The organism is Chitinophaga hostae, from assembly GCF_018224885.1.
Classification (GTDB): Bacteria; Bacteroidota; Bacteroidia; order Chitinophagales; family Chitinophagaceae; genus Chitinophaga; species Chitinophaga hostae.
In genome coordinates this window covers 59,133-80,118 of record NZ_JAGTXB010000016.1, presented here as the reverse complement: position 1 = coordinate 80,118, position 20,986 = coordinate 59,133, and the positions used below count along the sequence as shown (strand labels likewise).

The following is a 20,986-nucleotide window of genomic DNA, read 5'->3' as shown; positions in this document are numbered from 1 at the left end:
TTTAAACCATTCCAGATGTTTGATTTTAATCTGAACGAAATAATTGATCTGTTAGAAGAAGCCAGCGATAGCGGAATAAAAGTATCCTATGATAATGATAGTTTATTGGTAGAGGCGGATGAAGATAAAGAGATTGATGCCTTTTTCCTGGATAAATTAAGAGACAACAAGCATTACCTGATAGAATATTTTAAGAAACATAAATCCGGCGTGCAGGAGAAACATTTCTCCGGTAGCATACAGGAAGCCCGCAACAATGACGATGGGCCAATACCACTGTCATTCAGCCAGGAACGTCTATGGTTTATTGATCAGCTGGAAGGTAGTGTACAATATCATATTCCGGCGGCAATGCGACTGAAAGGAAAGCTGGATATTGCGGCATTGAACTATGCCTTGCGTACGGTAGTAAACCGTCACGAAGTATTGCGTACAGTTATACAACTCGAAAACGGACAGGCCTGGCAGCGCGTGCTGGAAAAAGATAAGTGGGAACTGGATATCATCGACGGCACTTCCGGTTATGAAGATCCCGCTGCCTTACAAACCTTTATAGAAGAGTTGGTGCAGATCCCATTTGACCTGTTTGAGGATCATATGCTGCGTACGCACCTCATAAAACTGAAAGCAGATGAATACCTGCTGGTGCTGGTAATGCACCATATTGCCTCCGATGGCTGGTCTACGGCCATCCTGGTAAATGAGTTGAATGAATTGTACACTGCTGCCGCTACCAAACGTGAGCCGGTACTGGATGATCTTGATATCCAGTTTGCCGACTATGCTGTATGGCAACGTAAATACCTCGCTGGAGGTATGCTGGAAAAAAAGCTGGCCTACTGGAAAAAGCAGCTGGATGGTGCTTCCTTATTGAATCTCCCTACAGATTATGAACGCCCGGCTGTTAAAAGTACCCGCGGCGCTTTGGTTTCTTTTCATATCAATCAGAAACTGACAGCACAGCTGGAGAAATTATCACAGGAGCATGGTGCTACCTTATACATGACTTTGCTGGCAGCTTTCAAAGTATTGTTATACCGGTATAGTGGCCAGGAAGATATCAGTATTGGCGGCGTGGTAGCCGGCAGGATGCGAACAGAAATGGAACGTCTCATCGGTTTCTTTGTTAATACACTGGTATTACGTACTGACCTGGGTGGCAATCCTACTTTTGTGAATTTCCTGCAGCAGGTGAAAAATACAATGCTGGATGCTTATGAGCACCAGGAAGTCCCTTTTGAAAAAGTGGTAGAAGCGTTAATGGGAGAACGGGATATCAGTAAAAATCCTTTATTCCAGGTGATTTTTGTATTGCAGAACGTGCCGCCCGCAAAAGAGCTGACGATGGGAGACGTGGTGATGCAGGACGAAAAAGTCGTGCGCACCACCAGTCTGTTTGACCTTCACTGGTCAATGGAGCAGGGTCCGGATGGTATTGATGTAGATGTGGAGTATTACATGGATATTTTCAGGGAGGATACCATACAGCGTATGGTGCAGCATTTCCTGGTATTGCTGCAATCTGCTGTGGATAATCCGGCGGAATCAATCGGGTCACTGAATATTCTCAGTGCAGAAGAAACACATCAGCTGCTGGTAACCTTTAATGATACTGCGGTACCTTATCCGCTGAATAAAACCATCACGGCACTGTTTGAAGAAACAGTAGCCCATGCACCTAATTCAATTGCCGTCTCATTTGGAGAGCAGCAGCTCACTTACAGGGAGCTGGAGGAACAATCGAACCGTGTTGCCCATTACCTGCGTAAACAGGGCGTAAAGGAAGGCGTAATGGTCCCTTTATGTATGGAGCGTTCACTTCAACTGATGGTGAGTATCCTGGGCATTCTGAAGGCAGGAGGTGCTTATGTGCCTGTAGACCCGGCCTATCCTAAAGATCGTATTGCTTATATGCTGCAGGATACCGGTAGTAAGCTGGTATTAACCACTACCGATCAGCAGGCATTGCTGGCGGTGGAAGCTGAGCATGCTACCCTGATCTTTATAGACAACATCCCGGACTTACTTGCAGCTATGCCTGCACATCCTTTGGCGGTAACCACTGATCGGGATTCGCTGGCATATGTTATTTATACTTCCGGTTCTACCGGCCGGCCTAAAGGCGCGATGGTAATCCACCGCAACGTTACCAGCCTGGCGCGGGGCGGAAACTTTGTGGAACTGAGCGCCGGAGACACTTTATTATCTACCGGTTCCCCTTCTTTTGATGCCACTACCATTGAATACTGGGGCATGTTACTAAATGGAGGTCAGCTGGTACTATGTCCGGAAAAAAAGTTGCTGGACAACCAGTTGCTGAAACGGGAAATCCGCCAGAGAGGTGTTACCAAAATGTGGTTTACTGCCAGCTGGTTTAATCAGCTGGTAGATGATGATATTACTATTTTTGAAGGCTTAACCGCCGTGATGGCTGGTGGGGAAAAATTATCGGAAGAACATGTCCGTAAATTCCGTGCCGCTTATCCTGCTACGCAGATTATTAACGGTTATGGCCCTACGGAAAATACTACTTTCTCTCTCACCTGGAATATTACGGCGGTAGTTCCCGGCAGAAGTATTCCTATTGGCCGTCCATTAGGCAACCGCACTGCCTACATCCTGGATAACGCCATGCAGTTACTACCCCTTGGTACACCCGGAGAACTGTATGTAGGTGGTGACGGCGTATCCCGTGGTTATCTGAATCAACCGGAATTAACGGCAGAGAAATTTGTAACCGATCCATTCAGTGAGCTGCGTGGTGCAAAGCTGTACCGTACCGGCGACCGCGCAAGATGGCTGCCGGATGGTACCGTGGAATACCTGGGCCGCATGGATGACCAGATCAAGCTGCGTGGCTACAGAATAGAACCCGGAGAAATAGAAAGAGCGCTGAACAACCTGGAAGCAGTAGCGGCCAGTTGTGTAGTGGTAAAGGAACAACAGGCAGCAGAAAAGAGACTGGTGAGCTATTATGTGCCGGATCAGCAGGCGGTATTACGCATAGAACAGGAGCTGTACCTACGACAGGTAGCCACCTGGAAAGAACTGTATGAAACAGCGTATAGCAAAGCAGATGAAGTAAAAGACCTGGACGAAGAGTTTAACATCACGGGTTGGAACGATAGCTTCACGGGCGAAGCACTACTCGCCGAAAATATGCGCGACTGGCTGGAGGATATTACCAGCGTAGTGTTAGCTACCAAACCGCGCAATGTACTGGAAATAGGAGCTGGTACAGGTTTGATCTATTTTCAACTGGTCGGCCATATCGAAAAATATATTGGTACCGACTTTTCGCAGGTATCTACCCGGCAGCTGCAGCAACATATCAATAAAGGATTGCGCCGCTATCCGGAAACCAAATTGAACATTTGCGCTGCACATGAAGTAACGTTGGAGGAAGGGGAAACCATCGATACGGTGATCTTAAATTCTATCGTGCAGTATTTCCCCGGCGCGCAATATATGTCTGATGTACTGGCTAACGCCATTTCCCTGCTCAAAGGAAAAGGTCATATTGTAATTGGCGACGTGAGAGACCTCCGTTTGCTCCCTTCTTTCAAACGCCGGCTCCAGCTGGACAAATTGCAAAGCAAAACCAGTCTCCGGGAGTTTGAATGGAATGTAGACCAGGAGGTATGGAAAGAAGAAGAATTGTGTTTCTCACCTGCTTATTTCTTCCGGCTGCAATCGCTGTATCCTGAAATTACCCATGTGGAAATCCAGTGGAAACAGGGCGACTACATCAATGAGCTTACCCTCTACCGCTACACGGTAGTATTATCTTTAGATATCGAAAAACCGGTGTTGCAACCACAATGGCAATCATGGGATGATATTGCCGATAAGAGCAGCATACTATCCCGTTTGTCTGCCGGCAATCCCAGAATAGCATTGCAGCATGTACCGAATCCAAGATTATGGAAAGAAAGATTGCTGGAACAGGCACTTTCTGACAGGACCATCAACCAGGTGGGAGATCTGTCAGAATATATTCTGACACCGGACAACGATACCCTGGCTGTGAATGAATTACTGGCTGCTGCAAAAGCTGCCGGTTATCATTGCCGCTTCCTGCTGAATGAAGATCCGTTTAAAATAAACCTGCTGTTGGAACAAACGCCGTTTAATGGCTTTGTGAAATCATCTTACAGCCAGGTGACGGAGTATACCGACAGGGTGAAAACAAATATTCCCCTGTTCCCCGATATCTGCGAAGTACTGGAAAAAGACATCCGTGTACAGTTACAACAGCGCTTGCCGGAATACATGGTACCTTCCGCTTTCGTAGCATTGCAGCTGCTGCCGTTAACCGGTAATGGCAAGGTAGACCGTAAATTCCTGTCAGCATGGGAAGATATACAGCGTAAACGATTGATCAATTACGTAGCTCCGACCAACGAAACGGAAGCGCGACTGGCTGAAATCTGGCAGCATCTGCTGGGTATGGATCGCGTGGGCATTCAGGATAACTTTTTTGAATTAGGTGGTCACTCATTATTAGCTACACGTGTGGTGTCCGCAGTTCGTAAAGAACTGGATGTAGAGTTGTCAGTAAAAGACTTCTTCATTTATCCCACCATTGCGTTGTTGGCAGGATGCCTGCAAAAACAGGAGAAAGGTGCGCATTTGCCACCGGTGGTTGCAGGACCCAGACCCGCCAACATCCCGCTGTCGTTTGGTCAGGAGCGTTTATGGTTCATTGATCAGCTGCAGGGAACCGTGCCTTACCATATGCCGGTAATATTGCGATTACAAGGTAAACTGGATATACAGGGCCTGGAATATGCAATTCGCAACATTGTAAACGGACATGAAGTGTTGCGTACAGTCATTGCGCCAAAAGATGGTGTGCCCTGGCAGCATATTATGGACAAGGATCAATGGCAACTAACTATTGTGCCACCGGCCACTGATTTATCTGATGAGGCAACACTACAGCAGTTTATAGCCGACCTGGCAGACATGCCATTTGACCTGAGCAAGGACCATATGTTGCGCGCGCACTTGCTGATGTTGTCAGAGAATGTACATATACTGGTGCTCAATATCCATCACATTGCCTGTGATGGATGGTCCATATCCATATTGGTGACGGAACTGGTGGAACTGTACTGTGCATACACAGAAAAACGCAGCCCCATACTGGAAACACCGGAAATTCAATATGCTGACTATGCACTTTGGCAGCGTAATAGTTTTGACGGTGCTATCCTCGATGAAAAAATGGCATACTGGAGTCAGCAACTGAGCAACGTACCTGCGTTAGACCTCCCTACTGATTACACCCGCCCTGCAGTGCAGCAGTTCAATGGCGCTATCAGCTGGTTCCATATTGATCAGGAATTAACTAAACAATTGCAGCAGCTGTCGAACGACCAGGGCGTTACCCTGTTTATGACGCTGCTCACCGCCTTCAACGTATTGCTGCAACGCTATAGTGGTCAGGATGATATTTGTGTAGGTTCACCAGTGTCCGGAAGAACGCAACTGGAAATAGAAGGATTGATCGGTTTCTTCCTGAATACCATCGCATTAAGAACAGACCTGAGCGACAATCCTTCTTTTACCTCCCTGTTGCAACAGGTGAAAAATACAACGCTGAATGCATACGAACACCAGCAGGTTCCTTTTGAGAAAATTGTAGAGCAGCTGGTGAAAGATCGCGATATGAGCCGCAGTGCGCTGTTCCAGACGATGTTCATTTTGCAGAATACACCTCCGGTACCGGAATTATTATTAGGTGATCTGCACCTCTCATATGAAGAACTGCAGCATAAAACTACCTTGTTTGACATCACTGTTTCTCTGGAAGAACAGGGAGATGGTATCCGTGGTTATGCCGAGTATTGCACTGATTTGTTTACTGCCGAGAGGATTAAGCAAATGATGAAGCATTTTGAGCAGCTGCTGCGTTCCATTGTATCTGCGCCGGCCACGAAAATCAATACCCTGCGTATTACCACTACGGCAGAAGACGAGCAGTTACAGGCAGCATTTAATAACCACGTTGCCGATTATCCAAGGGATAAAACAGTTATTGATCTGTTCAATAAACAGGTATTGCTGACACCCGATGCAGTGGCCGTGGTAGCTGAAGCTACGCAGTTAACCTATCGCGAACTCAATGAGAAAACGAACCAGCTGGGTCATTATTTGAGAAAGAAGGGAGTCCGGGAAGATAGGTTGGTCCCTGTATGCCTGGAACGTAGTGCGGAAATGATCATTGCTATATTGGGTATCCAGAAGGCCGGCGGCGCCTATGTTCCTATTGATCCTGAATATCCGGAAGAAAGGATCCGGTTTATGCTGACCGATATTCAGGCAGATATCCTGTTGACTGATACCGCCAGCGCCGGCAAATTGACGGCCATTACAGATAATATTTCACTTGTTTCATTGGATGCAGAATGGGATATCATTTCGAAGGAACCAGTAAAGCCCGTTAAAACAGCATTAACTCCTCAGCACCTGGCTTACATGATTTATACTTCCGGTTCTACCGGCCAGCCTAAAGGTGTGATGAATGAACATGGTGGTGTAGTTAACCGCTTGTTATGGACACAGGAATATTTCAAACTGGATGAAGGTGATGCGGTACTGCAGAAGACTACTTTCTGCTTTGATGTATCCGTTTGGGAATTGCTATGGCCATTGATTGCAGGTGCCAGGCTGGTGTTTGCAAAGCCGGGTGGACACAAAGAAGCCGGATATTTACGAGAGGTAATTGCAGCGCATCATATCACTACCATCCATTTTGTGCCGTCTATGTTAGATGCATTTTTGGAGGATATACCGGTAAATACGGGCGAATCGTTGCGCAGGGTGCTTTGTAGTGGGGAAGCACTGAAGCCTCATCAGGTAGTGCGTTTTCATGAGAAGTTCCAGACAGCAGAATTATATAATTTATATGGCCCTACAGAAGCAGCCATTGATGTTACCTGTTGGCATGCCCCACATGGTTTACCGGCAAGTGGCATTGTACCCATTGGTAAGCCGGTGGCCAATACACCGCTCTATATCCTTGATAAAGCCGGAAATTTAGCGCCGGCAGGCATACCGGGAGAACTGCATATTGGTGGTATACAGGTGGCACGGGGCTACCTGAACCGTCCTGAGCTGACAGCAGAAAAGTTTATCCATCATCCTTTGTTTTCATTAACCGGGGGAAGATTATATCGTACAGGAGATATATGCAGATGGTTACCGGACGGAACGCTTGAATACCTTGGACGCATTGATGACCAGGTAAAAATACGTGGCTTCCGCATAGAATTAGGAGAAATAGAAAATGTGCTGAGGCAATCCCCACAGGTAAAGGAGGCGGTTGTATTAACCAAAACAGGACCTGATGGTAACAAATCGCTCATTGGGTATATTATACCGGATGGCAGCTTTGAGCGCGGGGAGATCATCGCTTATCTCCGCAGCAGATTACCCGAATACATGATTCCGTCTTTCTTCTCTGAAATCAATAAGATACCGTTAACGGCGAATGGAAAAGCAGACCGGAAAGCATTGCAGGCGTTACCTACAGACCTGGCGCCGCAGAGAGCATATGTAGCACCACGCAATGAAATGGAGCAGATACTGGTGGACGTATGGCAGGAATTATTGCAACTGCCGCGTGTAGGCGTTTACGATAACTTTTTTGAATTGGGAGGACACTCCCTGTTGTCGATGCGCATGGTAGCGGCCCTGCGGAACAAAATAGCCGTGGAAGCAACAGTCAGGTCTATATTCCTGTACCCGGTGATCGATCAGCTCGCAGCCTTTTTACAGGGAGAAGCGCAGCAAATATTCTTACCTGAAGTAAAAGCGGTTAAAAGGCCCGCACGTATTCCGCTCTCTTTCAGCCAGGAACGTCTCTGGTTTATTGATCAGCTGGAAGGCAGTGTGCAGTACCATATACCTGCCGTATTACGCCTTCGCGGGGCACTGGATGTGGACGCTTTGTCAACCGCCCTTCGCAGCGTGGTAAACCGTCATGAAGTATTAAGAACCGTGATCCGCCAGAACGATGGCCGCGGCTATCAATACATCATGGATCAGGACAAATGGACATTGAATATTACTGATCATCCGGCTTATAAAGGAGATGTCTCCGCTTTGCATGCTTTTATAAAAACCATTACCGATACACCGTTTGATTTATCAACAGATCATATGCTGCGTGCCGACCTGGTAGTACAGGGCGTCAATGAACATATCCTGATCATCACCACACACCACATCGCCTCCGATGCCTGGTCTACCGGCATCCTGGTAAAAGAGCTTGTCGCTTTTTATGTGGCAGCATCCACCGGCGGCGAGGCGCATCTCGATAAAATGGATATCCAGTATGCAGACTATGCGATCTGGCAAAGAACTTATATCACCGGTGATATATTGGATAAACAACTGGCTTATTGGAAAGACAACCTGTCCGGCATTACCCCATTGAACCTGCCGCTGGACTATCCAAGACCGCCGGTAATAAGCACAAAAGGAGGCGCCCTTGGCTTCCAGTTACCAGCTGACCTTACCGCCCAATTGCAGCAGTTTAGCCGGCAGGAAGGCGTGAGCCTGTTCATGACACTGTTCACCGCATTCAATGTAATGCTGTACCGTTACAGTGGCCAGGAAGATATCTGTGTAGGCAGCCCGATAGCCGGCAGAACACAACAGGAAATAGAGGGCCTCATCGGTTTCTTCATCAATATGCTCGCGCTGCGGGTGGATCTGCGGGATAATCCTTCTTTCCGTACCCTCCTGCACCAGGTAAAACAAACTACTCTGAACGCATTTGAACACCAGGAAGTACCATTTGAAAAAATAGTAGACCAGGTGGTAGCGGATAACGACAGGAGCCACCGACCTGTATTCCAGGTGGTGTTTGGGTTGCAGAATAATGTAAACCAACCGGATCTTCAGTTTGGTGATATTGTGTTATCTGAAGAAACCATAACACATACGTCTGCCAAGTTTGACCTCGTATTCAGCATGGATGAAGACGATGATGGTTTGAATGGAACGGTGGTATACTGTGCCGACCTGTTTAAAGAAGCGACCGTTGTACGGATGATCGCGCATTTCCAGCAATTGCTGCAGGCGGTAGTTGCATCGCCGGCGCAACATATTGCGCTGCTGCAGATGCTCACACCGGCGGAAGAACAACAACTGCTGTCTGTAAAAGGCATATACGAAAAAGAATATACCAAACAGATCACTTTTGTAGACCTGTTTGAAGCACAGGCAAACCGTTCACCGGATGCTGCCGCGATCGTATTTGAAAACGACTCGCTCACTTACCGGGAACTCAATGAACGCGCCAATTGCCTGGCCCACTATTTAAGAGGCAGAAGAGTAATGACGGGATCCCTGGTGCCGGTTTGCATGGAACGCTCCCTGGATATGATGGTCAGTATTATGGGTATCCTGAAAGCAGGTGGCGCCTATGTACCGGTAGAACCGGATTTCCCGGAAGAACGCATCCGGTTTATGCTGGAAGACATCAATGCCTCCAATATCATTACACTCAGCAAGTATGCCGACAGATTGAACGCAAACCCTGCGGATATTATCCTGCTGGATGACGACTGGAACGATATCAAAGTAAACGGAAAAGATAATGTACCGGGCGTTACCCGCGCCGATCAACCGGTATACGTGATTTATACCTCTGGTAGTACCGGTCAGCCTAAAGGTGTAGTGGTAACACACAGCAACCTGGCGGATTATATTGCAGGGTTGACAAATACCCTGCCTGTAAGGGATTGCCGCTCTTTCGGACTTGTGTCCAGTATGGCAACTGATCTTGGTAATACCGTGATCTTTGGCGCACTGGCCAATGGTGGTACTTTACATATCTTCTCAAAAGAGGCGGTACAGGATACGGATATATTGTATAGCTACCTGGACAAGCATCCGATAGACTGCATAAAAATAGTGCCTTCCCACTGGAGAGCATTGTGTTTACCAGACAGGTTATTGTTGCCTGAAAAGCTGCTGATCTTTGGTGGAGAAGCACTGGAAACGACCGTAGTAAAATCCATTTATGCAACGGGTACTGCCTGCACCGTGGTGAATCACTACGGGCCTACTGAAACCACGATCGGTAAATTGTTACATATTGTCGATAGAGAAGCCAGTTATGGCGAGAGCATTCCAGTTGGTAAGCCCTTCTCTGCTACGCAGGTATATGTACTCAGCAAAGAGTTGCAATTATGCCCGGCAGGTGTTCCGGGAGCGCTGTATATTGGTGGGGAAGGGGTAGCCAAAGGATACCTGAACAATGACGCACTAACCGCTGCTAAATTTATAACAGATCCTTTTAATAGCAACGCCAGGTTATACAGCACGGGTGATATGGTGAAATATCTTCCTGATGGAAATATCCTGTTCATGGGTCGTGTGGATGACCAGGTGAAAATCCGTGGTTATCGTATTGAGCTGGGAGAAATAGAAAGGGCGCTGAACAGCTGCGCTACAGTAAAACAGGCCGTGGTGGTTGTCAAAAAAGATCATCTCGACAATAAACGGCTGATAGCCTATGTAGTAGCGGAAGAGGATGTAGATAAAGATGAGATATTGCAACAGCTTACCGCACAGCTGCCGGATTATATGGTGCCTTCCCTGTTGATGGTATTGGATTATTTCCCATTGCTGGCAAATGGTAAGATCGATAAAAAAGCATTACCGGATCCGGACGGACAAAACCTGGAAACAGATAGTTACGTAGCGCCCCGCAATGAAGTGGAGCGTACACTGGCAGGTATCTGGGAAACGTTGCTGGGTGTGGAAAGAGTAGGTATCAACGATAACTTCTTTGCACTGGGAGGCGATTCCATTATCACCATCCAGGTAGTGAGCAGGGTAAGAAGAAGTGGTTATGAACTGCAGGTAGGCGATTTGTTCGACTACCAGACCATCGCGATGTTGTATGCAGTGATGTCTGCCCGTAAAGGCGCCGCTACGGCCCTGTCGGCAGACCAGGAAATGCAAACCGGCAGCTGCGGCCTGTTGCCGGTACAGCAATGGTATTTTGAGAAAGAAGGCAATACGCCCTCTCATTTTAACCAGAGCATGTTGTTCACAGTAGATAAGCGTATCCATTCTTCTACTTTGTCTGCCGCCCTGATGCAACTGGTGCAGTACCACGATAGCCTGCGTTTCAAATATACATATGGACCTGGTGGATGGGAACAGGCATACAGCACTACGGAGGGCATGCTGAATGTAGTGAATCTGCAAACGGAATCATTGCATGAGCTGCCGGATATGCTGAACACTTATGGTAATAGCTATCAACGCAGCATTGATGTAACAAAAGGTAATTGCATCAGCGCCGTATTATTTTTGACGCCAGCCGGTGATACACATAACCGTTTGCTGCTGGCCATCCATCACCTGGCTGTAGATGGCGTGTCATGGCGTATTCTGCTGGAAGACCTGGAACGTTTAACGGATGGACTACATCGCAATGAACCGGTAGCACTGGGCCATAAAAGCAGTTCTTACAAACAATGGTATGAGGCATTGGTAAGATACGGTCAAACAAACCGTTTGTTGAAACAGGCAGATTACTGGTCCGGAATGGTGCAGCAATACCGGCCTTTGCCTGCGGATAAACAGTATGACGGTGTACTGCGGATAAACGATATGGAGAGCTGTCAGGTGAAACTGGGACCGTTCTTTACACAAAAGTTGTTACAGGAAGTGCCGGCAGCCTATCGTACAGAAATAAACGATATACTGCTGACTGCACTTGCCCTGGCACTGAATGGCTGGACCAGCGGGGATGTGCTGATTGGCCTGGAAGGACATGGCAGGGAAGATATCGATAAAGGAACCGATGTAGGTAACACCGTTGGTTGGTTTACCAGTCTTTACCCGGTGCTGTTGCCAGGAAATATTACGGGAGATACCGGCGCGTTATTGCGTAACATCAAAGAACAGTTACGCCAGATCCCCGATAAAGGAATTGGTTTCGGCGTATTGAAATATATTAATAAGCTGGCGGAGTTGCAGGGCAATGATCCTTGGGATATCACCTTCAACTATCTCGGGCAGTTTGATACGGTAACCCGCGGAGGCAAGTGGTTTGCTATCACCGATGAAACAGCCGGTGCAGAAGCCGGTGATGATTACACCGTACGTCGTAAAATAGCGGTGAACGGTATGGTGACAGGCGGAGAGCTGGTACTGGACTGGGGCTATAGTAATAAACATTACAATGGCGCCACCATCGCGGCGCTGGCGCAGCAATACATTGCAGCGCTGGAAAATATCATCCTGCATACCGTTGCCCAGGCAGCCAAACAACCGCTGCTTACGCCATCGGATTATGGACTGGGCGGACTGGTAAGCAATACGGAACTGGATCACTTCCTGGATACGCCGCTGCCAGGTAACACCACCCGCAGGCAGGAAATTACGGCGATGTACAGACTGAGCGGACTACAGGAAGGAATGCTGTTCCACGGTTTGTACGACAATGCCGTGGACGCTTATACAGAGCAGTTTACCTACCTGTTGCATCAAACCGATATTAAAGCATTCATCGCCAGCTGGCAGCACCTGTTGCAGCAACATACCATTTTGCGCAGTGCCTTTTATCACGATGCCTTCCATGTACCGGTACAGTGTGTATACCGGAATGTGGAACTACCGGTAACCATACTGGACTACCGTCATCTGAATGAGGCGGAACAGGAAGCTGCATGGACGGCACATGAAGCGGAAGTATTGCAGCAGGGCGTTGATTTTACAGCGCCGCCGTTAATGAGAATGAGTCTCCTGCAGCTGCAGGACGACACCTACCGTATGGTATGGACTTATCATCACCTGTTGCTCGATGGCTGGTCAATGCCGGTATTATTTGAAGAATTGCTGCGTACCTATGAGTTGCTGGCATCAGGAAAGCAACCGGAAGAAACAGCCACAGATCACTACGAAGAATATATCCGTTACCTGGAACGCAGGGATAAGGAGGAAGAAAGTGCTTACTGGAAAGCGCATCTTGCGGGTATCAGCAACAGCACATTATTGCCTTTTATCAGCACTACGGACAGAACAAAAGGCCAGGGGCTGTATAAAACTACGCCGGTGGTACTGGATGCTGCCAAAACACGCATCATTACCGCCTACGCACAACAGCAACGTTTTACAGTCAATACACTGATGCAGGGCGTGTGGGGATACCTCTTATATCGCTATACCGGTAATCAGCAGGTGGCTTACGGTGCCATTGTATCCGGTCGTCCGGACGATATGCCAGGCATAGAAAGAAAAGTGGGTATGTATATTAATACCTTGCCGGTGCATATAACAATAACACCGGAGCAGCCTATTACCGACTGGTTGCGCGAGATTCAGGCAGCACAGGTACAAAGCCGTAAATACCAATATACGCCGCTGCGCGAAAGCCAGCGCTATGCAGGCATCGCCGGTGATCTGTTCGATACCCTGATGGTATATGAAAACTATCCCGTGGATGAGGAAGCACTTGCCTATCCATGGAAACTGCAGATAGAACAACTGCATGTAGAGGAACATACCAATTACCCGCTGAGCATTGCCATAGGAGTGGGAGAAGAAATCACCATCCTGCTGCAATATAATACGGCATTGTTGTCGCCTGCTTATATTACACAGATCAGTGAGCATTTTTTACAGGTGCTGGAATATATCGCCCAGCATCCTGCAGCAAAAACAAGCGATATTGTATTGCTGAATGCAGAAGAACACGAACGTATAGCCGTTACGTTTAATACCCCTGCTTTGCCGCAAACCACTACCGGTAAATCTGCTGTAGACCTGTTTAAAGAACGGGTAGCCATCGCACCGTATGCTACGGCACTCGTATTTGAAACGCAGGAGCTTACCTACCGGGAACTGGATAAACGCTCTGATCAGCTGGCGCTTTACCTGGTAGAAAAAGGCGTACAGAAAGAAACACTGGTACCTGTTTGCCTGGAACGTTCACCGGAGATGGTTATTGCGATACTGGGCATCCTGAAGGCAGGCGGAGGTTATCTTCCGATTGATCCTTCCTACCCGGCCGCACGTATCAGCTACCTGTTGGAAGACAGTCGCGCTACCATGATGATCAGCAGCCAGGATGTGGTGAAATTGCTGGATATACCCGCTCATATTCATCTCATAAAAACAGATGATGACCGGAAGGCCATTACAGAACAGCCTGCTATTATACTCAGTACTACTCCTGCACCCAATGACCTGGCCTATGTGATCTATACATCCGGTAGTACAGGCCATCCGAAAGGTGTAATGATTGAGCACAAAGGATTGGTGAACCTGGCGCTGAATATGGAAACCGTGTTGCCGTTGAAACAGGGCACGCGCGTATTACAGTTCTCCGCATTTGGTTTCGATGCATCCTGCTTCGAAATCTTCAGCACCTTATTAAGTGGCGGCTGCCTGGTGATTCCGCATAAGGAAGACCTGCTGTCAGCAGAAAAATTTGGTGAGATGGTAAGGCAACACCAGGTGGAACTGCTGTTACTGCCGCCTTCCTATCAGCATACGATCCGGGAAGAACTGGGTACTATCAAAACAATTATTTCCGGCGGTGAAGCACTGAACCGGGAAGATACCAGGTATTTCCAGGCTAAAGGTATCCGCGTATTTAACGCATACGGACCTACGGAGAACAGCGTGATCACCAGTATTACCGATCAGCCTTTACAGGACGATACCGTGGTGATTGGTAAACCGCTGGCAAACATCCAGGTATATATCCTTGATCAGCAGGGCGAACTTGCCCCGGTAGGTGTAGCCGGCGAAATTTGCGCCGGCGGCACAGGAGTGGCACGCGGCTACCTGTACCGTCCAACACTGACAACAGAGAAATTTATACCGGATCATTTCAGTGGAGAACCAGGCGCCCGCCTGTACCGCACCGGCGATCTTGGTCGCTGGCTGCCGGATGGCAGCATTGAATACCTGGGAAGAATAGATGACCAGGTGAAGATCCGTGGCTACCGTATTGAACCTGGGGAAATTGAAAACGCCTTACTGCAGAGCGGCTTTGTAAGCCAGGCAGTGGTGCTGGTGAAAGCGGATGATAACGGACATAAACGTTTAGTCGCTTACGTAGTGCCCCAGGGAGCTTTCGAAAAAGACCAGATACTGGGCTCGCTGAAAGACAAACTGCCGCCATATATGGTGCCAGCCTTACTGGTATCACTGGAAAAAATACCGGTAACCGCCAACGGAAAGGTAGACAAAGCCGCATTGCCGGAACCATACACCTTATCTGCCAATACACGCGCTATCCTAAACGGCGAAGTGGAACAAACACTGGCAGTTATCTGGGAAGAATTACTGGGCGTTAAAAATATCGGCAGAAACGATAACTTCTTCGAACTCGGCGGAGATTCTATTATCACCATCCAGGTGGTAGGCAGGGCTAAACGCTTCGGATACAATCTGAAGCCTAAAGACCTGTTCGTACATCAGACCATCGCCGGACTGGCAGCATCGCTCGCAGCCAGGAAAGAAAAGGTGGTTGTCAGCGAACAGGGAACGTTGACCGGGAACAGCGGGTTGACGCCTATTCAGCACTGGTACCTGGAAGACGAAACCATCCCGAAACAGTTCTTTCAGCAACTCTTTGTTGGCATAGATAAACAAGTCAGCGCTGCTGTATTAACAACAGCAGTACAGCAATTGCTGGTACGGCATGATAGTCTCCGGTTTACGTATACCCGTACCGGTGACAGCTGGCAACAACATTATGGCAGCTACGCTGGCGACCTGGAAGTAGTAGATCTGCGCGAGATCAACAGCGCATATTATGCCGGTTCACTCGCCGCTTATTGCGACCGGTACCAGGCGAGCCTGCGACCGGAAGAAGGGATATTGGTGCGCGCTGTGTTGTTCTTAACACCTGCTGCGGAAGCAGCCAACCGCCTGCTCATCGTTGTGCATCACCTGGCGGTAGATGGCGTGTCATGGCAGATTATACAGGACGACCTGGAAACAATGGTGGATAACCTGCAGCAAAACGCAGCGGTAGCACCGACGCATAAAACCAGCTCTTACCGCGAATGGCAACAGGCGCTGGTAGATTATGGTCAGCGTAAACAGTTGCTGCAGCAACGTGAATACTGGCAAAATATCGTGCAGTGGTATCATCCGCTGAAAGTGGATAAAGTGTACAACGGTGCATTGACCGACAAGGATATTGATACGCATGAAATACACCTGAACGCTGACTTAACACAACTATTGTTACAGGAAGTACCCAGGGCATATCATACAGAGATCAACGATGTATTGCTGGCTGCACTATCAGCAGCACTGCATGCCTGGAATGGCTCCGGTGTGGTAGTTGGACTGGAAGGACACGGACGTGAAGACATTGCCGCCAACATTGATATCAGCAATACCATTGGTTGGTTTACCAGTCTTTACCCGGTATGGCTGAACAACAGCGCAGACACAGCTGCACCTGCTTTATTAAAAGCAGTAAAAGAACAACTGAGACAGCTGCCTGCTAAGGGCATCGGCTATGGCGTATTAAAGTATATCAATAAAGAAGAAGCACTACAGGGCAGGGATCCATGGGATATTACCTTTAACTACCTCGGCCAGGTAGATGCTGCAAGAAGAAGCAGTAAATGGTTCAGCGGCGCTCCGGAAGCGGCAGGTACAGGCGCTGTTACAGATGTTAAGATCCGCCATAAGATTTCCGTGAACGGCTCCGTGGAAAACGGGGAGCTGGTATTGAACTGGAGTTATAGCACCCTTCATTACAACGCAGACACTATACAGGAACTGGCAGGAAATTACCTGGCACAGCTGCAGCAACTGATTACCCATGCCGTAGCCCAGGCAGGCCTGCAGCCGGTATTTACACCATCTGATTATGGCCTGGGAGAGATAGTTGCCAATGCGGAACTGGATCAGTTCCTGGATGCGCCATATGCTGGCGGCGGCACCCGCAGGGATCATATCACCGGCTTGTATAGGTTAAGCAGCCTGCAGGAAGGAATGTTGTTCCACGGATTGTATGATGGCAACACGGGTGTTTATATGCAGCAGCTCTGCTGTGCATTGGATGCTCCGGATATTGCGGTATTAAAAGACAGCTGGCAGCAGTTGCTGCAACATCGCAGTGTATTGCGCAGCAGTTTCTTTGCCAATGTATTCCGTATACCGGTACAGTGTGTGCATGCGCAGGTGACCATTCCGTTTGAAGAACTGGACTATCGCCACTTAAGTGCCACCGCGCAGGAGGAAGCATGGACGGCTTATGAAGCGGCCGACCTGGTAAAGGGTTTTGATTTTAACACGCCTCCGCTGATGCGTATTGCCCTGATACGGTTAACGGATGAGCAATACCGCATGGTATGGACTTTCCACCATCTTTTGCTGGATGGATGGTCCGGATCAGTAGTGGTGGAAGAATTGTTACAAACATACGAGCTGCTGCTGGCAGGCAAAAAACCGGCCGTTGCGGAAGAAGAGAAATACGAAGATTATATCCGCTACCTGGAACGTCGTGATCCGGAGGAAGATATGTTGTACTGGAAAGGCTACCTGGCATCAGTAAGCGGTGGAACATTGTTACCTTTCATCAGCGCCACCGCAGAACGTACCAAAGGAAAGGGAACCTACGAAGTACAGGAAATGCAGCTCACAGGCGCCAAAGCGAAGCAGCTGTTGTCATACGCACAGCAGCATCGCATCACGGTGAACACGGTGATCCAGGGCGTATGGGCGTACCTGTTATACCGGTACACCGGTCAGCAACAGGTGACTTACGGCGTAACGGTTTCCGGTCGTCCGGACGATCTGCCGGGTGTGGAAAAAAGGGTAGGGATGTATATCAATACACTGCCTTTCCATACCACGATAGACAGAGAACAGGGCATTTCCGCATGGCTGCAGCAAATACAGCAGCAACAGGTGCAGAGCCGTGAACATCAGTATACATCGCTTAATGATATGCAACGCTGGATGGAAATTCCGGGCGATCTGTTCGATAACTTCCTGGCATTTGAAAACTACCCGGTAAGTGATCTGCTGAACACCCACCAATGGAAGTTGCAGATGGATAACATTGAGATGCGCGATCACGCCAACTATCCATTAGGGATTGCGGCAGTAGTAGGCGAATCGGTAGCAGTGAGACTTAAATATAATACTGCTTTGCTGGACCGCGCTTATATCACCGCATTGCGCGGACATTTCCAGCAGGTGCTGGAATTTATTGTCGCGCATCCGGCGGCTAAAACAAGCGATATTATACTGCTGACTGAACAGGAGCGGGAACATATAGCTGTTGACTTCAACGATGCACCGGCAGATTACAGCACCACCGGCAAAACTATTATTGACCAGTTCAAAGAAAGGGTCACCGCAGCACCGGATGATATTGCGCTGGTATTTGAAGAACAGGAACTAACCTACCAGGAACTGGACATCCGCTCCAACCAGCTGGCGCATTACCTGCGCAGTAAAGGAGTACAGCAGGAAATGCTGGTACCTGTTTGCCTGGAACGTTCACCGGAAATGATCATTGCGATATTAGGCATCCTGAAAGCAGGAGGGGCTTATCTTCCTATCGATCCATCCTACCCGGCGGCAAGAATTACTTACCTGCTGGAAGACAGTCACGCTACGATGCTGATCAGCAGCCATTCGCTGATAGCCGAACTGGATATTCCTGCGGATATTCATATCATCAGAACAGATGCAGAGCGCAGGGTGATCAGCCAGCAGCCGGCAGAGGCGCCGACAGTTACGCCTGCTCCGCATCACCTCGCATACGTTATTTATACATCCGGCAGTACAGGCAACCCCAAGGGCGTAATGATTGAACACAAAAGTGTAGTAAACCTGGCATTCAGTCAGGCAGCATCCCTAAGATTGATACCTGGTATGAGAACATTGCAGTTTGCAGCTTTCGGCTTTGATGCATCCTGTTACGAGATCTTTAATACCCTGTTAAGTGGCGGTTGCCTGGTACTCCCCCGGAAAGAAGACCTGCTGGCAGCTGATAAATTCGGGGATATGGTGCGGAAGCAACAGGTAGAATTAGTGGTATTGCCGCCGTCTTACCAACACACCATCCGCGAAGAGCTGGGTACCATCAAAACAATTGTTTCTGCAGGAGAGCCATTGAACCGGGAAGATGCCAGATACTTCCAGTCGAAAGGTATCCGCGTTATTAACGCCTACGGCCCTACGGAGAATACCGTTTGTACCAGTCTTACCGATGACCCGCTTCGCGGCGACACCATTGTGATAGGAAGTCCGATCGGACAGGTACAGGTATACATACTGGATCAGCACGGGGAGCTGTGCCCGGTAGGCGTAACCGGGGAAATATGTGCCGGTGGTGAAGGGGTAGCGCGTGGTTACCTGTACCGCCCTGAACTGACAGCAGAGAAATTTATACCGGATCATTTCGGCGGTAAAGCGGAGGCGCGCCTTTACAGAACCGGTGACCTGGGTCGCTGGTTACCCGATGGCAGCATTGAATACCTGGGACGAATCGATGACCAGGTGAAAATACGCGGTTACCGCATTGAGCTGGGCGAAATAGAAAATGCGCTCGAGCAGCTTGAAGGCGTAAGCCAGGCGGTAGTAGTGGCGAAAGGCACCACCGATAACAAGTCGCTGATCGCTTACATCTTACCGGATGGAACGTTCGACCGGCAGGCGATCAGTACCTACCTGGAAGGTAAACTCCCGGATTATATGGTGCCGTCCCTGTTTATAAAAATTGATAAAATACCGGTAACGCCTAATGGTAAAGTAGACCGGAAAGCATTACCTGATCCGGACGCCGGCACACTGTCGGAAACTACGTATACCGCTCCCCGTAATGAAATGGAAGCCGCATTGGCAGAGATCTGGCAGCAGTTGCTGGAAATAGACCAGGTAGGCATTCATGACGACTTCTTTGCATTGGGTGGTCACTCCCTGTTATCTATCCGCCTGATAGCCGCTATCCGTAAGAAGCTGGGTAAGGAAATAGCCCTCACTAACATCTTCGATGCACCTACCATTGCAGGATTGGCCGCCAGTTTGTTGACATCGGATAACAGTGAACAAACAGCTGCCGCCGGAGTGCATCATATCATACCGCTGAATAAGAGCAAGCATCAAACTGCTGTATTCATCATACCCGGACAGGATGGTTTGAGTGATGGTTATGATGAACTGGCCAAAGCACTGACAGATACCGCCGCTGTATATGGTATACAAATGCCGGGTGTATTTGAAGGAGAAAGACCGCTTTACACGATGGCCGGTATCGCTGCACAAAATATCCGCTGGATGAAAGAGCAGCAGCCTGATGGTCCGTATTATCTCGTCGCGCATTCCTTTGGCGGGTATGTATTGTATGAAATGACGAAGCAGCTCGAAGCGGCAGGAGAGACGGTTGCCTTTGCCGCCATACTGGATGCATATGCACATCCGGAACACATAGATGTGTTGAATGGCGGTACACTCAGCTACCAGGAGATCTACTATCAGTCGGTAGTAGAAGTACTGGAGGAAATTAATGTTATCACCACCGCACCACCTGCATGGGTAACGGAATTAAAACCATTGGTGCTGCCATTGGAGGTGACCGCAGTAGTGCCGTTTATTTCCGGTTATCTGAAAGGAAGGATGAGTGTGGATAAGCAGGCGCATGTAGATTTTATCATGCGGTTAACCGATATCAAGGTGAGTAATATTGAAGTGCTGAACAGCTACCAGGTGGAAGGACAGGTGAAGGCAGATTTTCATATTATAAAAGCTGCCTCCTCCAAATGGCCCGGTGAATCAAACGAGCTTGGTTGGGCCGCTCATGGAAAAACGGTAAAACTGTTTACCGCACCAGGCGATCACCACTCCATGTTAACGGAGGACAATGCCGTAGCAGTGGCACAATATCTCGCCGAACAGTTATCACACTAGGCGGAATACGCTGCCTCGGGCTACGGCCCGGGCAGCATTCCTTTTTGATATGTATTAT

At 48.6% G+C, this 20,986-nt stretch carries 1 protein-coding gene; it reads left to right on the top strand.

The genetic code is table 11. The features are described from left to right. The first annotated feature begins 15 nt into the window (after nucleotides 1-15). Nucleotides 16-20,928, top strand: a complete 20,913-nt coding sequence (locus KE626_RS25185) for a non-ribosomal peptide synthase/polyketide synthase (protein ID WP_211975783.1) — start codon at nucleotides 16-18, stop codon at nucleotides 20,926-20,928. Nucleotides 20,929-20,986: the final 58 nt, after the last annotated feature.

Bases quoted from the DNA above. Each gene is read 5' to 3' on its own strand.
- KE626_RS25185 (WP_211975783.1), top strand. From the start codon at position 16: ATGTTTGATTTTAATCTGAACGAAATAATTGATCTGTTAGAAGAAGCC.